The organism is Pseudomonas sp. KnCO4 (assembly GCF_045344305.1).
Classification (GTDB): domain Bacteria; phylum Pseudomonadota; class Gammaproteobacteria; order Pseudomonadales; family Pseudomonadaceae; genus Aquipseudomonas; species Aquipseudomonas anuradhapurensis.
The window spans coordinates 4485806-4502124 of sequence record NZ_CP174199.1 but is presented as its reverse complement, the minus strand read 5'-3'; the positions used below and the strand labels follow the sequence as shown (position 1 = coordinate 4502124).

Annotated in this window: 14 protein-coding genes and 1 pseudogene; 6 read left to right on the top strand and 9 right to left on the bottom strand. The window is 62.9% G+C overall.

Translation table 11 applies throughout. From position 1 onward, the window contains the following. Positions 1-140 precede the first annotated feature (140 nt). Complete coding sequence (locus ACJA3S_RS20850; protein ID WP_406819848.1) at positions 141-1061, top strand: iron-sulfur-binding ferredoxin reductase; 921 nt, start codon at positions 141-143, stop codon at positions 1059-1061. A gap of 139 nt (positions 1062-1200) precedes the next feature. Here ACJA3S_RS20850 and pyk read toward each other — a convergent pair whose 3' ends face one another. Further along, complete coding sequence (pyk, locus tag ACJA3S_RS20845) at positions 1201-2655, bottom strand: pyruvate kinase (protein ID WP_170032278.1); 1455 nt, start codon at positions 2653-2655, stop codon at positions 1201-1203. Positions 2656-2870: 215 nt separating this feature from the next. Here pyk and ACJA3S_RS20840 point away from each other — a divergent pair, with 215 nt between their 5' ends. The 3 genes from ACJA3S_RS20840 (at position 2871) to sbcB (ending at position 5212) form a co-directional block, all read left to right on the top strand. Next, entirely contained in the window at positions 2871-3254 is a 384-nt protein-coding gene (locus ACJA3S_RS20840; RefSeq protein ID WP_170032275.1) for a tol-pal system YbgF family protein, read from the top strand. Between the two features lie 123 nt (positions 3255-3377). Continuing rightward, a complete protein-coding gene (locus tag ACJA3S_RS20835) occupies positions 3378-3737 on the top strand; it encodes a PilZ domain-containing protein (protein WP_170032271.1) in 360 nt (119 codons plus the stop codon). A 41-nt stretch (positions 3738-3778) separates the two neighbouring features. Next, positions 3779-5212: an exodeoxyribonuclease I gene (gene sbcB, locus ACJA3S_RS20830; RefSeq protein WP_406819847.1), complete on the top strand. Its 1434-nt coding sequence runs from the start codon at positions 3779-3781 to the stop codon at positions 5210-5212. 84 nt (positions 5213-5296) lie between these two features. Here sbcB and mvaT read toward each other — a convergent pair whose 3' ends face one another. Further along, entirely contained in the window at positions 5297-5674 is a 378-nt protein-coding gene (gene mvaT / locus ACJA3S_RS20825; RefSeq protein ID WP_170032265.1) for a histone-like nucleoid-structuring protein MvaT, read from the bottom strand. A gap of 283 nt (positions 5675-5957) precedes the next feature. On the opposite strand from mvaT, the gene purU reads away from it, so the two are divergent. After that, positions 5958-6809: a formyltetrahydrofolate deformylase gene (purU, locus tag ACJA3S_RS20820; RefSeq protein ID WP_023662871.1), complete on the top strand. Its 852-nt coding sequence runs from the start codon at positions 5958-5960 to the stop codon at positions 6807-6809. Positions 6810-7147: 338 nt separating this feature from the next. Here the strand turns inward: purU and ACJA3S_RS20815 are convergent, their stop codons facing one another. The 5 genes and pseudogenes from ACJA3S_RS20815 to ACJA3S_RS20795 form a co-directional block, all read right to left on the bottom strand. Next, positions 7148-8143, bottom strand: coding sequence for a lysylphosphatidylglycerol synthase transmembrane domain-containing protein (locus ACJA3S_RS20815; protein ID WP_406819846.1), 996 nt, complete (start codon positions 8141-8143; stop codon positions 7148-7150). Next, positions 8140-8904 (bottom strand): DUF2334 domain-containing protein, encoded by a 765-nt coding sequence (locus ACJA3S_RS20810; protein ID WP_406819845.1) that lies wholly within the window; start codon positions 8902-8904, stop codon positions 8140-8142. The genes ACJA3S_RS20815 and ACJA3S_RS20810 overlap by 4 nt, the downstream gene beginning before the upstream one ends. Next, positions 8897-10018: a glycosyltransferase family 4 protein gene (locus tag ACJA3S_RS20805; protein WP_406819844.1), complete on the bottom strand. Its 1122-nt coding sequence runs from the start codon at positions 10016-10018 to the stop codon at positions 8897-8899. The genes ACJA3S_RS20810 and ACJA3S_RS20805 overlap by 8 nt, the downstream gene beginning before the upstream one ends. A 177-nt stretch (positions 10019-10195) precedes the next feature. Then, positions 10196-10960, bottom strand: a complete 765-nt coding sequence (locus ACJA3S_RS20800) for a methyl-accepting chemotaxis protein (RefSeq protein ID WP_406822286.1) — start codon at positions 10958-10960, stop codon at positions 10196-10198. A gap of 141 nt (positions 10961-11101) precedes the next feature. Next, a pseudogene (locus ACJA3S_RS20795) lies at positions 11102-11926 on the bottom strand (cache domain-containing protein); the annotation flags it as partial. Between the two features lie 311 nt (positions 11927-12237). Here ACJA3S_RS20795 and ACJA3S_RS20790 point away from each other — a divergent pair. Continuing rightward, complete coding sequence (locus tag ACJA3S_RS20790; protein ID WP_406819843.1) at positions 12238-13713, top strand: helicase HerA-like domain-containing protein; 1476 nt, start codon at positions 12238-12240, stop codon at positions 13711-13713. A gap of 248 nt (positions 13714-13961) precedes the next feature. On the opposite strand, the gene ACJA3S_RS20785 is transcribed toward ACJA3S_RS20790, so the two are convergent. Together ACJA3S_RS20785 and ACJA3S_RS20780 are read right to left on the bottom strand one after the other, a co-directional pair. After that, positions 13962-15434 carry an inorganic phosphate transporter gene (locus tag ACJA3S_RS20785; RefSeq protein ID WP_170032247.1) on the bottom strand — a complete coding sequence of 491 codons (1473 nt, stop codon included), beginning with the start codon at positions 15432-15434 and terminating at the stop codon, positions 13962-13964. A gap of 314 nt (positions 15435-15748) precedes the next feature. Then, complete coding sequence (locus tag ACJA3S_RS20780) at positions 15749-15949, bottom strand: hypothetical protein (protein WP_063913241.1); 201 nt, start codon at positions 15947-15949, stop codon at positions 15749-15751. Positions 15950-16319 lie beyond the last annotated feature (370 nt).

Here is a 16319-nt window from a genome sequence, read left to right as displayed (position 1 = left end):
CGCTCTGGATCATTGCTTGTAAACTGTCAGTAATGCCAGTTGACTTGTAAGTCATTGAAAAAGCCGCCAGGGACGTTGCCATTCGTGCAGCACATGAGCGCTTGGCTTAAAGTGTGCGCCTACCCCGGAGATCTGTGACCATGCCCGAACTTTGTGTGGGCGAGCACCGCTGGACGGTGCCCACCGGCAGTAACCTGCTCGATGCCCTGAACGATGCAGGCTTGAATGTACCCTACAGCTGCCGCGCAGGCAGTTGCCATGCGTGCCTGGTGCATTGCCTGGCCGGGCAACCGCTGGATGCCCGGCCCGAGGCCCTGGCGCTGGACAAGCAGGCCCAGGGTTGGCGCCTGGCGTGCCAGTGCCAGGTGGTCGAGGACCTGCGTGTGGCGCTGTTCGACCCGCAGCACGATGGCGTAGCGGCCGAGGTCTGTGCGCTGGATTGGTACGGCGATGTGTTGCGCTTGCGCTTGCGGCCCGAGCGGGCGTTGCGTTACCAGGCCGGGCAGCATGTAGTGCTATGGCATGCTGCGGTCGCGCGGCCCTATTCGCTGGCCAGCCTGCCGGGTGAGGACGATTTTCTTGAGTTCCATATCGACTGCCGGCGCCCTGGTGCCTTTTGTGACCAGGCGCGCGGCTTGCAGCTGGGTGATGTGTTGCGCCTGGGAGAATTCCGGGGCGGCGCCTTGCACTACGACCCGGACTGGCAGGACCGGCCGCTGTGGTTGCTGGCGGCGGGCACCGGGCTGGCGCCGTTGTGGGGCATCCTGCGCGAAGCGTTGCGGCAGGGGCATCGGGGCGAGATCCGGCTGCTGCATGTGGCGCGGGAGCGGTCAGGGCACTATTTGGCGGAGCCGCTGCTGAAGTTGCCAGGGGTTGAGGTCGAGCTGGTGCTGGCGGAGCAACTGGAGGATGTTCTGGCCGGCTTGCGGCCATCATCGCGGCAGACGCTGGCGCTGTTGTGCGGGGCGCCGGCGAGTGTCGAGCGGTTTGCCCGGCGGCTGTTCATTGCCGGGGTGCCGCGGGGGCAGGTGTTTGCTGATGTGTTCGTCGAGCATGCCTGAGGCATTTTTGTGGATTATGCCGGCCCTTTCGCGGGCACGCCCGCTCCCACAGGTACAGCGCTAGCCTCAAGCTTGGCGCGCATCCTGTGGGAGCGGGCGTGCCCCGCGAAAGGGCCGCAAAGCGGCCCCTTGCAGCGGATCAACCGACCAGCGGATCACCCACGTGCAGGATCTTCATGCCGTTGGTGCCACCGATGGTGTGGTAGCTGTCACCCTTGGTCAGGATCACCCAGTCACCTTGTTCCACCAGGCCACGCTTGAGCAGTTCGTCGACCGCCGCCTGGCTCACCTTGTCGGCCGGCAGCGAAGCCGGGTCGAAGGCGATCGGGTACACGCCGCGGAACATCGAGGCGCGAGCCTGGGTGGCGCGGTGCGGCGACAGGGCGAAGATCGGTACGTGCGAACGCAGGCGCGACATGATCAGCGGGGTGTAGCCACTCTCGGTCAGGGCGATGATCGCCTTCACGCCCGGGAAGTGGTTGGCGGTGTACATGGCCGCCAGGGCGATGCTTTCGTCGCAGCGCTCGAAGGTGGTGTGCAGGCGGTGGCTGGACTTCTGGCTGGTCGGGTGCTTTTCGGCACCCAGGCAGATGCGGGCCATGGCCTGGACGGCTTCGATCGGGTAGGCACCGGCGGCACTTTCCGCCGACAGCATGACCGCGTCGGTGTTGTCCAGCACGGCGTTGGCCACGTCGGACACTTCGGCTCGGGTCGGCATTGGGTTCTGGATCATCGACTCCATCATCTGGGTCGCCACGATCACCGCCTTGTTGTTGCGGCGGGCGTGCTGGATGATCTTTTTCTGGATGGCGATCAGCTCGGCGTCGCCGATTTCTACGCCCAGGTCACCACGGGCAACCATCACGGCGTCGGAGGCAGCGATCAGCTTGTCGAGGGTGTCGTCGTCGGCAACGGCTTCGGCGCGTTCGATCTTGGCTACCAGCCAGGCGCTGCCGCCGGCCTCGTCACGCAGCTTGCGCGCATATTCCATGTCGCTGGCATCACGCGGGAAGGACACGGCCAGGTAGTCCAGGTCCATTTCCGCGGCCAGCTTGATGTCGGCCTTGTCTTTTTCGGTCAGGGCCGGTGCGGTGAGGCCGCCACCTTTACGGTTGATACCCTTGTGGTCCGACAGCGGGCCGCCGATGATCACTACGCAGTGCAGGGCGTCTGCGGTGGCCGTTTCGACGCGCATGACCACGCGGCCATCGTCGAGCAGCAGTTCGTCGCCGACGCCGCAGTCCTTGACCAGGTCGGGGTAGTCGATACCAACGATGTCCTGGTTGCCTTCGGTCAGCGGGTGGGCGGTGGAGAAGGTGAACTTGTCACCGATCTTCAATTCGATGCGCTTGTTGGCAAACTTGGCGATGCGGATCTTCGGACCCTGCAGGTCACCCAGCAGCGCGACATGGCGGCCATTCTTGGCGGCGATGTCACGGATCAGGCGGGCGCGGGCCTTGTGCTCGTCCGGGGTGCCGTGGGAGAAGTTCAGGCGTGCCACGTCCAGGCCGGCGAGGATCAGCTGTTCGATCACTTCCGGCGAATTGCTGGCGGGGCCAAGGGTGGCGACGATTTTGGTACGGCGGATGGTCATGCACAGACTCCTATAGTGAAGCGCAGCGAAAGGCTACTCCTGAATCTCGCTGTAGTCATTGTTCCGTTGCACTACCTGCGACTTCCTGGGTAGGGCAGCTGCAAGCTGACAGCAACAGGTTACAAGTTGGGGCGTGGGCCCAATGCGTGCTGATTTTGCTGGCGCTGAAGAAAACCCGGCCGCAGCCGATATACTGGCCATCAAAGGAGATCCCCATGCGCGCCCTGATCGTTTTTGCCCTGGCTGCCAGCGCCGTCGGCTGCACCCGCTGGTCGATGGACCATCACCTGAACAACGCCTACCGCGCCTATGACCGTGGCGACTGCCAGCGGGTCATGCTCGAGTTGTCGCAAGTCGACCGCACCAGCCGTGCGCGGCCGTTCATCCACCCCGAGGTGTCGCTGCTGCGTGGCCAGTGCCTGGAGCGCCAGGCGCTGTACGTGGACGCTGCGCAGACCTACCAGTACCTGATCCAGCAGTATCCGGGCAACGAGTATGCCTATCGCGCCCAGGCGCGCCTGCAGACCCTGGAAAAACTCGGCCACCTGCGCGGCGAAGCGGCTGTAGCCAGCCCGGTGCAGAGCGCACCTTGGCGTTAACACCAAGGTGTGATTTATTTCACGGGATTTGCTGCGTGCGCTGCGCTAATCTGTAAATCAGCTGTTACAACAACCGCCAGTTCATCGTATTCCTGGCCCCTGGGTACGGACTGCACTGCGATCATGTTCAACAAGCGCTACATAGAACGACACCAGCTGCCCTGTGTTCTCAAGGTGTTCAACCGCTTTACCGGCCAGCTCATCGGCCAGTTGGGTAACGCCTCCGAAGACGGGCTGATGCTGATCAGCCAACTGCCGGTGCTGGTAGGGCCCGACTACGAATTGCAATTGCGCTTGCCGTTGGTCGGCGGCGGGCATCAGTTCGTCAACCTGACTGCCAGTTGCCTGTGGTGCCGCGAAGATCAGACGCCCGGCCATTACGATTCCGGTTTCATGCTGCTGCAAACGCCCCGCGAGTACGATGAATTCGTCGCTTCGTTGCGCGACTATTTCAGTTTTCTTCCCGCCGACGCTTCGGTCTGAGGCTGCGTTAGAATCGGTCGACCTCGATACAGGACGACCCCGTGACCTCCAGCATTTTCTGGCACGACTACGAAACCACCGGCATCAACCCGCGCTGCGACCGGCCGTTGCAGGTGGCCGGCGTGCGCACCGACTTCGACCTCAATGAAATCGACGAGCCGATCAGCCTTTATTGCCGGCCCTCCGACGATATCCTGCCGCACCCGGCTGCCTGCCTGGTAACCGGCATCACCCCGCAGCAGCTGGCTGAACAAGGGCTATGCGAAGCCGAGTTCATGACCCGGGTGCATGAACAACTGGCCCTGCCAGGCACCTGTGGTGCTGGCTACAACACCCTGCGCTTCGACGACGAAGTGACCCGCTACAGCCTGTACCGCAACTTCTTCGACCCCTATGGCCGTGAATGGCAGGGCGGCAACAGCCGCTGGGACCTCATCGACATCGTGCGCACGGCGTACGCCTTGCGCCCTGACGGGATCGAATGGCCGCAGCAGGACGGGCGTGTCAGCCTGCGCCTGGAACTGCTGAGCAAGGCCAATGGCATCGACCATGGGCATGCCCACGAAGCACTTTCCGACGTGCGGGCCACCATTGCCCTGGCCCGTCTGATACGGCAGAAACAGCCGAAGTTGTATGAATGGATGTTCCAGTTGCGCAGCAAGCATAAAGTCATGGAACAGGTCCGTTTGCTGCAACCGCTGGTACATATATCCGGGCGCTTTTCGGCGGCCCGCAACTACCTGGGTGTCGTTTTGCCACTGGCGTGGCACCCGCGTAATCGCAATGCGCTGGTTGTCTGCGACTTGCATCAGGAAACCCTACCTTTAATACGGGAAAGTGCTGAAGTTCTACGCCAGCGCTTGTATACCCGCCATGAACAACTGGCCGAGGGTGAACTCCCCGTGCCGTTGAAACTGGTGCAGATCAACCGCTGCCCGGTACTCGCGCCACTTTCCGTACTGCGCCCGGCCGATCAACAACGGCTGGGCCTGGACTTGACCGCGCTACAAATGCGCGGCGAACAACTGGCCCAGCAACAGTTGCAATGGCAAGACAAACTGCAACACATCTACGGCGAGGAAGACTTCGCCGCGAACGACGACCCGGAACAACAGTTGTATGACGGTTTTCTTGGCGACCGTGACCGCCGCTTATGCGAGCAAGTTCGTGCGCTGGAGCCGGCGCAGTTGGGCCATGGCCACTGGATGTTCGACGACCCGCGCTTGCCGGAATTGTTGTTCCGCTACCGGGCGCGCAACTTCCCCGACACCTTGAGCAGTGAAGAGCGGCAACGCTGGTTCAGCTTCTGCCAGCAGCGCCTTAGTGACCCTAAATGGGGCGCGCCGAATACCCTGGGCGACTTCGAGCAGGCGCGCCAGCAGGCCTGGGCGGGCGCTGACGAGGCGGGGCGACGTGTGCTGGAGGCCTGGCGTGAGCACGCCCGGCAGTTGCAGGCCAGGTTTGCCATTGGCTGAGTGCCAGGGAAAACGCAGGCAAACAAAAACGCCGGCAGGGTGCCGGCGTTGTTGCTGCGATAAGCAACAGGCGTAGATGGACAATCAGTCCAGCAGGGTCGCCCAGCTTTCAACCACATCGCCACCCCATTTGGCTTTCCACTCTTTCAGGGTCTTGTGGTTGCCGCCTTTGGTTTCAATCACTTCATTGTTGTGTGGGTTCTTGTATTGCTTGACCTTGCGCGCACGCTTGGTGGCGGTAGTCTTGACGGCACCGCGAGGCGCTTTGCTCAGTTTCGAATCGGGGTCGAGCAGGGCAATCACGTCGCGCAGCGACTTGGAGTATTCGCCCATCAGGTTGCGCAGTTTGCCTTCGAACTCCAGTTCTTTCTTCAGCTTGTCATCCTGCGACAGATTGGCCAGGCGAGCTTGAAGTTCCTTGATGGCTTCTTCGGTGGCGCGGTATTCGTTGATCAGGGACATGGAGTGTTCCTTAATGCGTGTTCAGAAATGTGTGGGCCAATAATAGACAGGCGATCCGCTCAAGTAAATATATTATTGGGCGGTTAACTGTTAATTAAGCTGTGACAACATTTCTCTAGGTGAACAAAAATTTACATTTAACCCCTGCATTTGTCCTGTCTGTCAGATGCTCTGCACAGCGCGCAGGGTAAGGCTCACAATCCCGGGCGGCTGCGATCAATACTGCGTTTTTGCTGGCGGGCCGCTAGAATGGGCGCCTTTGCGAAGTTCTGGAGTCTCATTCATGCGCACCTATCGTCTGGTGATCGCCTGCCCCGACCGTGTTGGCATCGTGGCGAAAGTCAGTAATTTCCTGGCCTTGTACAATGGCTGGATCAACGAAGCCAGCCATCACTCCGATGAGCAGAGTGGCTGGTTCTTCATGCGTCATGAAATTCGCGCCGAATCGCTGCCGTTCGGTATCGAAGCCTTCCGCGAAGCGTTTGCGCCGATCGCCGAAGAGTTCTCCATGACCTGGCGGATTACCGACTCGGCGCAGAAAAAGCGCGTGGTGCTGATGGCCAGCCGCGAATCGCACTGCCTGGCCGACCTGCTGCACCGCTGGCACACCGATGAACTGGACTGCGAGATCCCCTGTGTAATCTCCAACCATAACGACCTGCGCAGCATGGTCGAGTGGCATGGCATTCCGTTTTTCCATGTACCGGTCGACCCCAAGGACAAGGCCCCGGCATTCGCCGAAGTGTCGCGCCTGGTGCAGGAGCACGCTGCCGATGTGGTGGTGCTGGCTCGCTACATGCAGATCCTGCCGCCGCAACTGTGCCAGGACTATGCCGAGAAGGTGATCAACATCCACCACAGCTTCCTGCCGTCGTTCGTCGGCGCCAAGCCTTACCACCAGGCTGCGCTGCGCGGCGTCAAGCTGATCGGCGCGACCTGCCACTACGTCACCGAGGAGCTCGATGCCGGCCCGATCATCGAGCAGGACGTGGTGCGCGTCAGCCATGCCGACAGCATTGATGACATGGTTCGCTTTGGCCGTGACGTGGAAAAGATGGTGTTGGCCCGTGGCCTGCGCTATCACCTGGAAGACCGCGTGCTGGTGCATGGCAACAAGACCGTGGTATTCGACTGAGACAACTGGGTTGTCGGGATATCGTTGGGGCTGCTTTGCAGCCCATCGCGACACAAAGCCGCTCCTACAAAGGATTCGCGACACAAGGCCGCTCCAACAAGGGATTCGCGACGCAATGGCGGAACGCGATTTCTGGTAGGAGCGGCCTTGTGTCGCGATGGGGCGCAACGCGCCCCCGGCAATCCTGAAGGGAACATCAATGACCAAGCAGCGCAACCAACCCACCGCCGCCCCCCCACCAACCCTCGGCGAAGGCTGCCTGGCCCGCTATGACCCAGAAGCCCTGGCCGACACCGACGGCACCGAGTTCCCCGGCGCCGCCGAACTCTGGCAGCAGCTCAACCAAGCTGACGCCGCCGCCAGCGCTCCAGCAACGGCCGCGCCAGCAGAAACACGAATACCGGCCCACCCGCCAACAGGTAGAAGTAGTAGGTAACCGCCCGCCATATCACGATCGCCGCCGCCGCGGTCGAGCTGCCCACCAAGGGTGTCAGCAGGCTCGCCGAGGTCAGCTCGGCGGCACCGGCACCGCCCGGCAGCAGGCTGAACTGGCCAGCGCTGAGCGACAGCATCTGCACCAGGAAGCTGGGTATCCACGCCAGGTTCACCCCCAGCCCCTGCAACACCAGGTACAACACGCTGTAGCGCAACCCCCAGTGCACGCAGGTAAGGGTGAAAACCAGGATCAGCGTGCGTTTCGGCAGGCGCCAGGTTTGCGCCAGGGCAGCGATGAAGTGCAGCAGTTTGCGCGCCCAGCGGCGTTTGCGCCGCGGGCTCATGCCCAGGCGGCGCAACAGGCGGCCATTCAGGCGCATCACCGTGCGCCGGTAACGCAACAGCCCAAGCACCCCGGCCAGGGCCGTACACAAGAGCAACGCGCTGCCCAGTAGCATGCCTTGCTGGCTACGCCCCAGGCTGTGGAACAAGGCGTAGCCGGCAATCGCCAGCATGGCGCAGAAAAAGAATACCAGGTCGTTCAACTGGTCCATGGCGAACACCGCGCCGCTGCGCGCCGGGCCGATACGGTCGCGGGCCAGCAGGGCCATCAGGGCCAACGGACCGCCGCTGCCGCCGGGGGTGGTGCAGATGGCGAACTCGGTGGCCATCACCACGCCCAGGCTGCGCAGGCGCCCGAGCTTGGCACCTTGCTGGCCGAGCAGCAGGCGCAGGCGAAGGGTATTGATCACCCAGCACAGCAGGATCATGCCAAACAGGGTCAGCAGCAAGCTCGGATCGAAGCGTTGCAGCCTTGGCAGCAGCCCGCTGCCACCGAGCAAGGCCGGCACCAGCACCGCGCCGAGCAGGGCCAGGCCCAGCCATGCCAGGCGGTTCATGCGCCAACCTTGCGGTCCAGCCAGGCCGACTTGGTCAGAGGTTCGCGGCCCTGGGCCAGGAGGTCGCGCAAGGTGTTCAACCAATAGTCGCGGGAGCTGCGATGACGCATGTCCACCGGGTGCAGGCCCAGGCGCAGGGTTTCGGCCCCGCGCCAACGCCGGCATTGCCAGTCGCAGACCAACCGTGACAGGCCGCGGCGCCAGGCGCTGCGGGCGCTCCACACCAGGCCCGGGGCTTCGATTGCAGTGAACTCCGGCAAGCGATACAGGTGCTGCGGCGTGCTGGTGTAGCGCAACGGCAGTTGACGCAACGCCTGGCGGGTACCTTCGCTCATCAGCCAGGCGGGTGCGACGAACCCGGCCACTGGCCAGCCCTGCCGGCCGAACAGGTCCAGGCCATGCTGCAGTCGCTGCAGTGCCTGCTGCTGGTCGAGGGCATGGAACTCGCCTTCATGGGTATAGATACGGCGCATGAAGTACTCACCGGGCGTACGCGGGGGAGGGCCGTCATCGGCATGGTAATAGCCGTGCAGGGCCAGCTCGTCGCCCTGTGCCAGGCGTCGTTCGAGCAGACGGCAGAAGGCGGGCGAACGCAGCAGTGGGTTGCGCTGGTGAAAGTCCGGTACCACCAGCCAGGTCATGGGCACGCCGCCGATGGCGTCGACTGCCTGGACGAAAGGTTGGTAGTCCGGCCAGGTCTCGGGGGCCACATCGTGCAACACCAGCATCAGGCTGCGCGCACCCGGCAACGGCTCAAGCATGGGCGCGTGCCTGCGGCTGGTGGCCGAGCACGGCCTGGTAGTGCTGCAGCAGGCCGGCAACCACGTTGTCCCAGGAATAATGCTGCTCGACATGGCGGCGGGCCTGTGCCCCCAGTTTGCGTACGCCGGCCTCGAACGCCTCGCGCACGGCGTCCGCCATGGCCTGGCCATCGTTCGGTCGGCACAGGCGCCCGCAGTGTTCGTTGACGATCTCGCCGAATGCACCGGCGCGCACGGCCACCACCGGGGTGGCGCTGGCCATGGCTTCGAGAATGACCAGGCCGAAGGTCTCCTGGTCGCCGGCATGCACCAGCAGGTCAGCGCTGGCCATCAGCCTGGCGACTTCCGGGGCAGGGCAGAAGTGGTCGATCACGCTGACGTTCTGCGGCACGTTGGCCGGCATGTTCGAGCCCACCAGCAACAGGTGGTAGGGCCGGCCAAGGTGCTGCATGCAGTCGAGCAGTACTGGCAGGTTCTTTTCCCGCGAGCCGCGGCCGGCATAGATCAGCAGCCGGCTGGTGTCGGCAATGCCCAGTTCGGCACGCAGCTGTGGGTCTCGCCGGCTGGGGTGGAAGGTGCCCAGGTCGACGCCCAGGCGCTGCACGTGCACGTCCCGCACGCCCAGGCGGCGGAGTTTGTCGGCCATGACCTGGCTGGGCGCCAGGACCCGGTCGAAATTGCCATACAACCTGCTGACGTAAGCTTCGACATTGGGCGTGAACCAGTTGCCCATGCGGTTGCTCACCAGCAACGGCAAGTCGGAATGGTAGAAGCCGATCACCGGCACATCCAACTGGCGCCTTGCTTCCAGCGCAGCCCAGGCGGTCAGGTACGGGTCGCCGACTTCGATCAGGTCAGGTTTGAGCTTGCGCAGTACGTTGCACCAGGGGGCCAGGCGTACCGGGAAGCGGTAGCCGTTGCCGAACGGCAGCGGCGGTGCAGGCACCTGGTAGATGCCATCGGCGTGTTGTGCGCTGGCGCCGGGTATCAGCAGGCTGTGGCGCACGCCATGGATGGCGTCGAGGCGGTGGTGTTTGGCATCAAGATAGGTACGTACGCCGCCGCTGGCGGGGGCGTAGAACATGGTGATGTCGGCGATGTGCACGATCAGCATCCCTCCGGGATCGTCTTCGGGTCTGTCATCCGGCGGTAAAGGGCCGGCGATGACGCGCCTTAAAGTTGACCTTTCAGAAGGATAGTTTGTTCGATCGGGGTTGGGCGGGGGTAAAGCGGGGGAGCGCTGTCGGCTCCTTCACGGGCGTGCCCGCGAAGAAGCCGACGCGTTCCTGGATCAGATGCGGAAGCTGCCCACCAGCTGCTTCAGGCGGCTGGCCTGCTGCTCCAGGTCGGAGCAGGCGCGCAGGGTGGCCTGCAGGTTCTCCACGCCCTCCTGGTTGAGCATGTTGATTTCGTTGATGTCCATGTTGATCGCCTCGACCACGGCGGTCTGCTCTTCGGTGGCGGTGGCCACCGACTGGTTCATCCCGTCGATTTCGCCGATGCGCACGGTAACGCTGTCCAGGCGTTCGCCGGCCTGGTTGGCGATCTGCATGCTGTCCTGGCTGTGGCGCTGGCTCTGGTCCATGGTCTCGACCGACTCGCGGGCGCCGACCTGCAGCTCTTCGATCATGGTCTGCACCTGCTGCGCCGATTCCTGGGTGCGGTGGGCCAGGTTGCGTACCTCATCGGCGACCACGGCAAAGCCGCGCCCGGCCTCACCGGCACGGGCCGCTTCGATGGCCGCGTTGAGGGCCAGCAGGTTGGTCTGCTGGGAAATGCTGGTGATCACTTCGAGGATCTGGCCGATGTTGACGGTCTTGCTGTTCAGCGTCTCGATGTGGGCGCTGGAGGTGACGATCAGGTCGGACAGGCGGTTCATCGCGGCAATGTTGCGCTCGACCACCTGTTGCCCTTCTTCGGCCAGCAGGCGCGCCGAGCTGGCGTGCTGCGAAGCCTGGGCGGCGTTGCCGGCAATTTCCTGGGCCGCGGCGCCCAGTTCGTTGATGGCCGCGGCCACGCTGTTGGTGCGGTTGGCCTGCTCGTCGGAGTTGGTCATGGACGAGTTGGAGGCGCTGATCACCCGCAGCGCCACTTCGTTGACCTGCTCGGTGGCCGACGATACTTCGCGGATCGAACTGTGGATACGCTCGACGAAACGGTTGAAGGCGCTGCCCAGGATGCCGAATTCGTCGTGGTTGTGGATACGCAGGCGCTTGGTCAGGTCGCCTTCACCTTCGGCGATGTCCTCCATGGCGCGGGTCATGGTGTGCAGCGGCTGCATCAGCACACGGATCAGCAGGCCGAGCAGGCCGATGATGATCACCACCGCCACCAGCGTGGCGATCACTGCCGAGGTGCGGAAGGTGCTGAGCATCGAGAAGGCCTTGTCCTTGTCTACCGACAGGCCGATGTACCAGTTGGCCGACGGCAGCCCGGTGATCGGGGTGAAGGTCAGCAGGCGGGTCTGGCCATCGCTCTGCACTTCGGTCAGCTCACCGGTCAGTTTCGGCGTGTGTTGCGGGAACAGGTCCGACAGCGACTTCATCACCAGGTCTTTGTCCGGGTGCACCAGGATCTTGCCCTGGTCGTTGACCAGGAAGGCGTAGCCCATGCCGCCGAAGTTCAGCGAGTTGATGATCTGCACCAGGCCGTCGAGGGCCAGGTCGCCACCGACCACCCCGACATTGCCGGCGATTTTGCTGATGATGCCGATGACCATCTTGTTGGTGGCCATGTCGATATACGGCTCGGTCAGGATGGTGCCGGCGGCATTCATGCCGTCTTTGTACCAAGGGCGGGTGCGCGGGTCATAACCGTCCGGCATCTTCGTATCGGGGCGCACGCTGAAGCCGCCATCGACCTTGCCCGCGTAGACCGTGAGGAAGCTGGAAATCAGGGCGTTCTGACCCAGCAGGGTGTCGGAGCTGGCCGGTTCCTGGGCAATGTTCTGTGCCAGGTTTTCCACCAGCTTGATACGGCCGTCGAACAGGTTGCGGATATTGGTCGAAGTGGAATCGCCCATTTCAGCCAGGTAGTTTTCCAGGTCTGCGCGGATCGCATTACGCTGGAGGTAATCGTTGTAGAGCGTGAAAAGGCTGAAGGCGAGGATCACGATCAGTGATGCGGCCAAAAGGATCTTGTGGCTGAAACGAAGGCTTTTGTTCATGGCGTAATCGGTTCCGCTAAGGTGTTGTATCAGGCGTTTGCACGCGTGGCGTCGCAGCCGTGCAAGATCCCGAAAAGTCCCTTTTCGGTTGTCCCTCTCTATTAAGGCGAATATCACCCACTGGTATCGGCCGAACTAAGGCAAAGCTTGAGAAGAGGATTAAAGAGATGTCGGAAATTTCGACCATCGTTGTAGGCGCTGACCCGGATGGCCAACCAGTCGGGCAGGCGATGAGGCTGGCCAACCGCCATGGCCTGGTAGCGGGCGCTACAGGCACTGGCAAGACTGTCACCCTGCAGCACCTGGCGGAGGCGTTCAGTGATGCGGGGGTGGCGGTGTTCGCCGCCGATGTCAAAGGCGACCTGTGCGGCCTCGGCGCTGCCGGCGCGCCGCAGGGCAAGGTGGCCGAACGCATCGCCGGTATGCCCTGGCTGGGGCACCGGGCGCAGGCCTACCCGGTAAGCCTGTGGGACATCGCCGGGCAGTCCGGGCACCCGCTACGCACCACCCTCAGCGAGATGGGGCCGCTGCTGCTGGGCAATTTGCTGGAGCTGACCGACAGCCAGCAGGCGGCGCTGTATGCCGCGTTCAAGGTGGCCGACCGTGAAGGCCTGTTGCTGCTGGACCTCAAGGACCTGAAAGCGCTGCTGGCGCACCTGAAGGACAACCCGCAACTGCTCGGTGAAGACAGTGCACTGATGACCACGGCTTCCACCCAGGCCCTGTTGCGCAGGCTGGCTACCCTGGAACAGCAGGGGGCCGAGGCGCTGTTCGGTGAGCCGGCATTGCAGCTCGAGGACTTGCTGCGAGCAGACCCGGATGGCCGTGGGCGCATCCACTTGCTGGACGCCAGCCGCCTGGTGCACGAGGCGCCCAAGGTGTATGCGACCTTCCTGTTGTGGCTGCTGGCCGAGCTGTTCGAGCAGTTGCCGGAGCGCGGCGATGCCGACAAGCCGGTACTGGCGCTGTTCTTCGATGAAGCGCACCTGCTGTTCAACGATACGCCCAAGGCCTTGCAGGACCGTCTGGAGCAGGTGGTACGGCTGATCCGCTCCAAGGGGGTTGGGGTGTACTTCGTCACCCAGTCGCCAGGGGACTTGCCGGATGCAGTGCTGGCGCAGTTGGGCTTGCGTATCCAGCATGGCTTGCGGGCATTCACCGCCAAGGAGCAGAAATCGTTGCGAGCGGTGGCAGATGGCTTCCGCCCCAATCCGGCGTTCGACACCTTGGCGGTGCTGACCGAGCTGGGCATTGGCGAGGCGTTGGTGGGGACGCTGGAAGAAAAGGGCACGCCGGCGATGGTGCAGCGCGTGTTGATTGCACCGCCGCAGTCGCGTATCGGGCCGCTGAGCGCCGTCGAGCGTAGTGCGCTGGTTGCGGCTTCCCCGTTGGCCGGGCGTTATGACAAGCCGGTGGACCGTGAATCGGCGTATGAAATGCTCAGCCAGCGCAAGGGCGAGCCGGTTGAGCCGGCACCACAGCCCCAGGCGGACGAGGAAAGTTTTGCCGACAAGGCCGGCGAGTTTCTGCAGAGTGCGGCCGGGCAGGCGATCAAGTCGGCGGTGCGTCAGGCGGCCAACCAGTTGGGGCGGCAGCTGGTGCGGGGGCTGATGGGGTCGTTGCTGGGGGGCAAGAAAAGGTAGGTTGCCTGTACCGGGGCCTTGGCGGCCTGCGCTGTACCTGTAGGAGCGGCCTTGTGTCGCGAATGGGCTGCGCAGCAGCCCCATCGATTGCAAACCAATCGGTTGAACCAGACGTTTCCCGCTCACCATCCTGGGGCTGCTGCGCAGCCCATTCGCGACACAAGGCCGCTCCTACAACAGGTGTGCGTGCTGGCGGATATGAAAAAGGCGCCCTCATCTCAGGCGCCTTTTTCATTGCGGGTTGTCACTCAGCCAATGGCTTTGGACGCCAGCCAGAACAGGCCAGCCGCCAGGCCCATCGACGCCGGCAGGGTCAGGACCCAGGCCAGCAGGATGGTCTTCACGGTGCCGCCTTGCAGGCCGCTCTTGTTGGCGACCATGGTGCCAGCCACGCCGGACGACAGCACGTGAGTGGTCGATACCGGCAGGGCGAACACGTTGGCCATGCCGATGGCGCAAGCCGCAGTAATCTGCGCCGACATGCCCTGGGCATAGGTCATGCCCTGCTTGCCGATCTTCTCGCCAACGGTCAGCACCACGCGCTTCCAGCCAACCATGGTGCCCAGGCCCAGTGCCAGGGCGACGGCCACGATTACCCAGAACGGTGCGTATTCGGTGGTGGCGGTCAGGTCCTTGCGTAGTTTTTCCAGGTCGGCCTTTTCACGGGCCTCCAGGCCTGGCAGCTTGCCGACCTTTTTCGCGGTGTCGTCCAGGCACAGCAGGTAGCGGCGCACTTCAACGCGTTTTTCAGCATCGAGGCTGTGGTAATCGGTTACGCCCTGCAGCGAAGACTGCAGCGCGGCGATGGTCGGCTCGGTCTGTTGCGGGTTGCAGCTGAACTGCTCCGGCAGGTCGCTGGCATTGGCCTTGCCCAGCGCCAGGAACTCGCCCAGGGTGGCGGCATTGCGCTGGTAGAACTGGCTCATGTGCAGGGTGGCGTCGCGGGTACGCTCGATCTGGTAGGTGGTGCTGTTCAGGTCGAGGACGAATTTGGCCGGGACGATACCGATCAGAACCAGCATGATCAGGCCGATGCCTTTCTGGCCATCGTTGGAGCCGTGCACGAAGCTCACGCCCATGGCCGAAACCACCAGTACCAGGCGGTTCCAGAACGGCGGGTGCTTCTTGTCGTCGAGCTTGCGGCGCTGCTCGGGAGTCTTGTGCATCTTCGACAGCGGGCGCCACCACTTCAGGCCGATCAGCACCAGGGCTGCAACGGCGAAGCCGGCCATTGGCGAGACCACCAGCGACATGGCGATGTCGATTGCCTTTTGCCAGTTGACGCCATCACCAAGCGGGATGTCGTTGATCAGCGCGTTGGCCAGGCCGACGCCAAGGATGGAGCCGATCAGCGTGTGTGAACTGGAGGCCGGGATGCCGAAGTACCAGGTGCCCAGGTTCCAGGTGATGGCCGCAGCCAGCAACGAGAAAACCATGGCCAGGCCGTGTCCGGTGTTCACGTTGATCAGCAGCTCTACCGGCAGCAGGTGGACGATGGCATAGGCCACCCCGACACCGCCGAGCAGAACGCCAAGGAAGTTGAACACGCCGGAGAAGAACACGGCGAGGTGCGGCGGCATGGCTTTGGTATAGATGACGGTGGCTACCGCGTTGGCGGTGTCATGAAAGCCATTGATGAACTCGAAGGCGAGTACGAAGGTCAGGGCGAGCAGCAAGCTCACCAGTACCCAGGCATCCAGTCCGCTGAATAATTCGATCATGAAGGTTGTCTGGCGGTCATAGGGGGGCGGGATTATGCCAGAAAACCGCGGCAATCGATGCACCTGCTACAGACCGATGGCAGCCTTCCGGCGGTGAACTGAATCTGCGCGGGGGGCCGGGTGCCCAGGGATATCTCGGCCAAAACGCTTGAAATAGGGCAAAAAACGGCAAAAACATGAGGAAATAGCCGCTTTTGGATCATTCAAACGGCTGTATGAAATTTGTGTGATTCCATTTCACTCATCGGCTTGGCGGTAAAGATCGAGCGTGCCCGGGCTGGCCGGGCGACGACCCGCTGCTGGCGAGGCCGTGCTCAGGGATTATCGCTGCGCAGTTCCTTTTCCATGCGTTCCAGTTCCTGGCTGAAGGCCTGGTCACGCACGCTGGCACGTTTGCGCCAAGGTTTGCGTTCCGGATCCGGTTGTGCGGCGTAAGTCGTGACTTCACCACCGTAGACGTCCTTGTAACGTTCAGCCTGGCGCTCGAGTTCTGCGCGCAGTTCATCTTTCGTCACATGCAGTACCTGATATTAAGTTTGATGACTGTTTGTCATGCGCAGTGCAGTGTGCGCATGCCTGCTGGCCACGCTTGCGTGATACAGCGGAAGGTTCATTGCCGCGGCAGCGCCATGGCCTGCGCAAGCGATTATAGCAATCGCCATTTCGCCGGACATCGTTATTTACCCAACCGTGACATATCTGACATTAACTAATGAACGCTACCCGACAATAGCCTGCACTCTTCGTACAAGTTCGAAAGGCAAGGCGGATAAAAGTTCGTTCCAGCACAGGCGTGCGAGGCTGGCGGGCATGCAATGAAAAACGGCCTCGCCTGGAAGGCGAGGCCGTTGCCTGGGACTTCTACGGTGGGTACCTGACCAGTCT

Bases quoted from the DNA above. Each gene is read 5' to 3' on its own strand.
- ACJA3S_RS20840 (WP_170032275.1), top strand. From the start codon at position 2,871: ATGCGCGCCCTGATCGTTTTTGCCCTGGCTGCCAGCGCCGTCGGCTGC.
- ACJA3S_RS20785 (WP_170032247.1), bottom strand. From the start codon at position 15,434: ATGATCGAATTATTCAGCGGACTGGATGCCTGGGTACTGGTGAGCTTG.
- ACJA3S_RS20805 (WP_406819844.1), bottom strand. From the start codon at position 10,018: ATGCTGATCGTGCACATCGCCGACATCACCATGTTCTACGCCCCCGCC.
- ACJA3S_RS20810 (WP_406819845.1), bottom strand. From the start codon at position 8,904: ATGCTTGAGCCGTTGCCGGGTGCGCGCAGCCTGATGCTGGTGTTGCAC.
- ACJA3S_RS20800 (WP_406822286.1), bottom strand. From the start codon at position 10,960: ATGACCAACTCCGACGAGCAGGCCAACCGCACCAACAGCGTGGCCGCG.
- pyk (WP_170032278.1), bottom strand. From the start codon at position 2,655: ATGACCATCCGCCGTACCAAAATCGTCGCCACCCTTGGCCCCGCCAGC.
- ACJA3S_RS20850 (WP_406819848.1), top strand. From the start codon at position 141: ATGCCCGAACTTTGTGTGGGCGAGCACCGCTGGACGGTGCCCACCGGC.
- purU (WP_023662871.1), top strand. From the start codon at position 5,958: ATGCGCACCTATCGTCTGGTGATCGCCTGCCCCGACCGTGTTGGCATC.
- ACJA3S_RS20815 (WP_406819846.1), bottom strand. From the start codon at position 8,143: ATGAACCGCCTGGCATGGCTGGGCCTGGCCCTGCTCGGCGCGGTGCTG.
- ACJA3S_RS20790 (WP_406819843.1), top strand. From the start codon at position 12,238: ATGTCGGAAATTTCGACCATCGTTGTAGGCGCTGACCCGGATGGCCAA.
- mvaT (WP_170032265.1), bottom strand. From the start codon at position 5,674: ATGTCCCTGATCAACGAATACCGCGCCACCGAAGAAGCCATCAAGGAA.
- ACJA3S_RS20835 (WP_170032271.1), top strand. From the start codon at position 3,378: ATGTTCAACAAGCGCTACATAGAACGACACCAGCTGCCCTGTGTTCTC.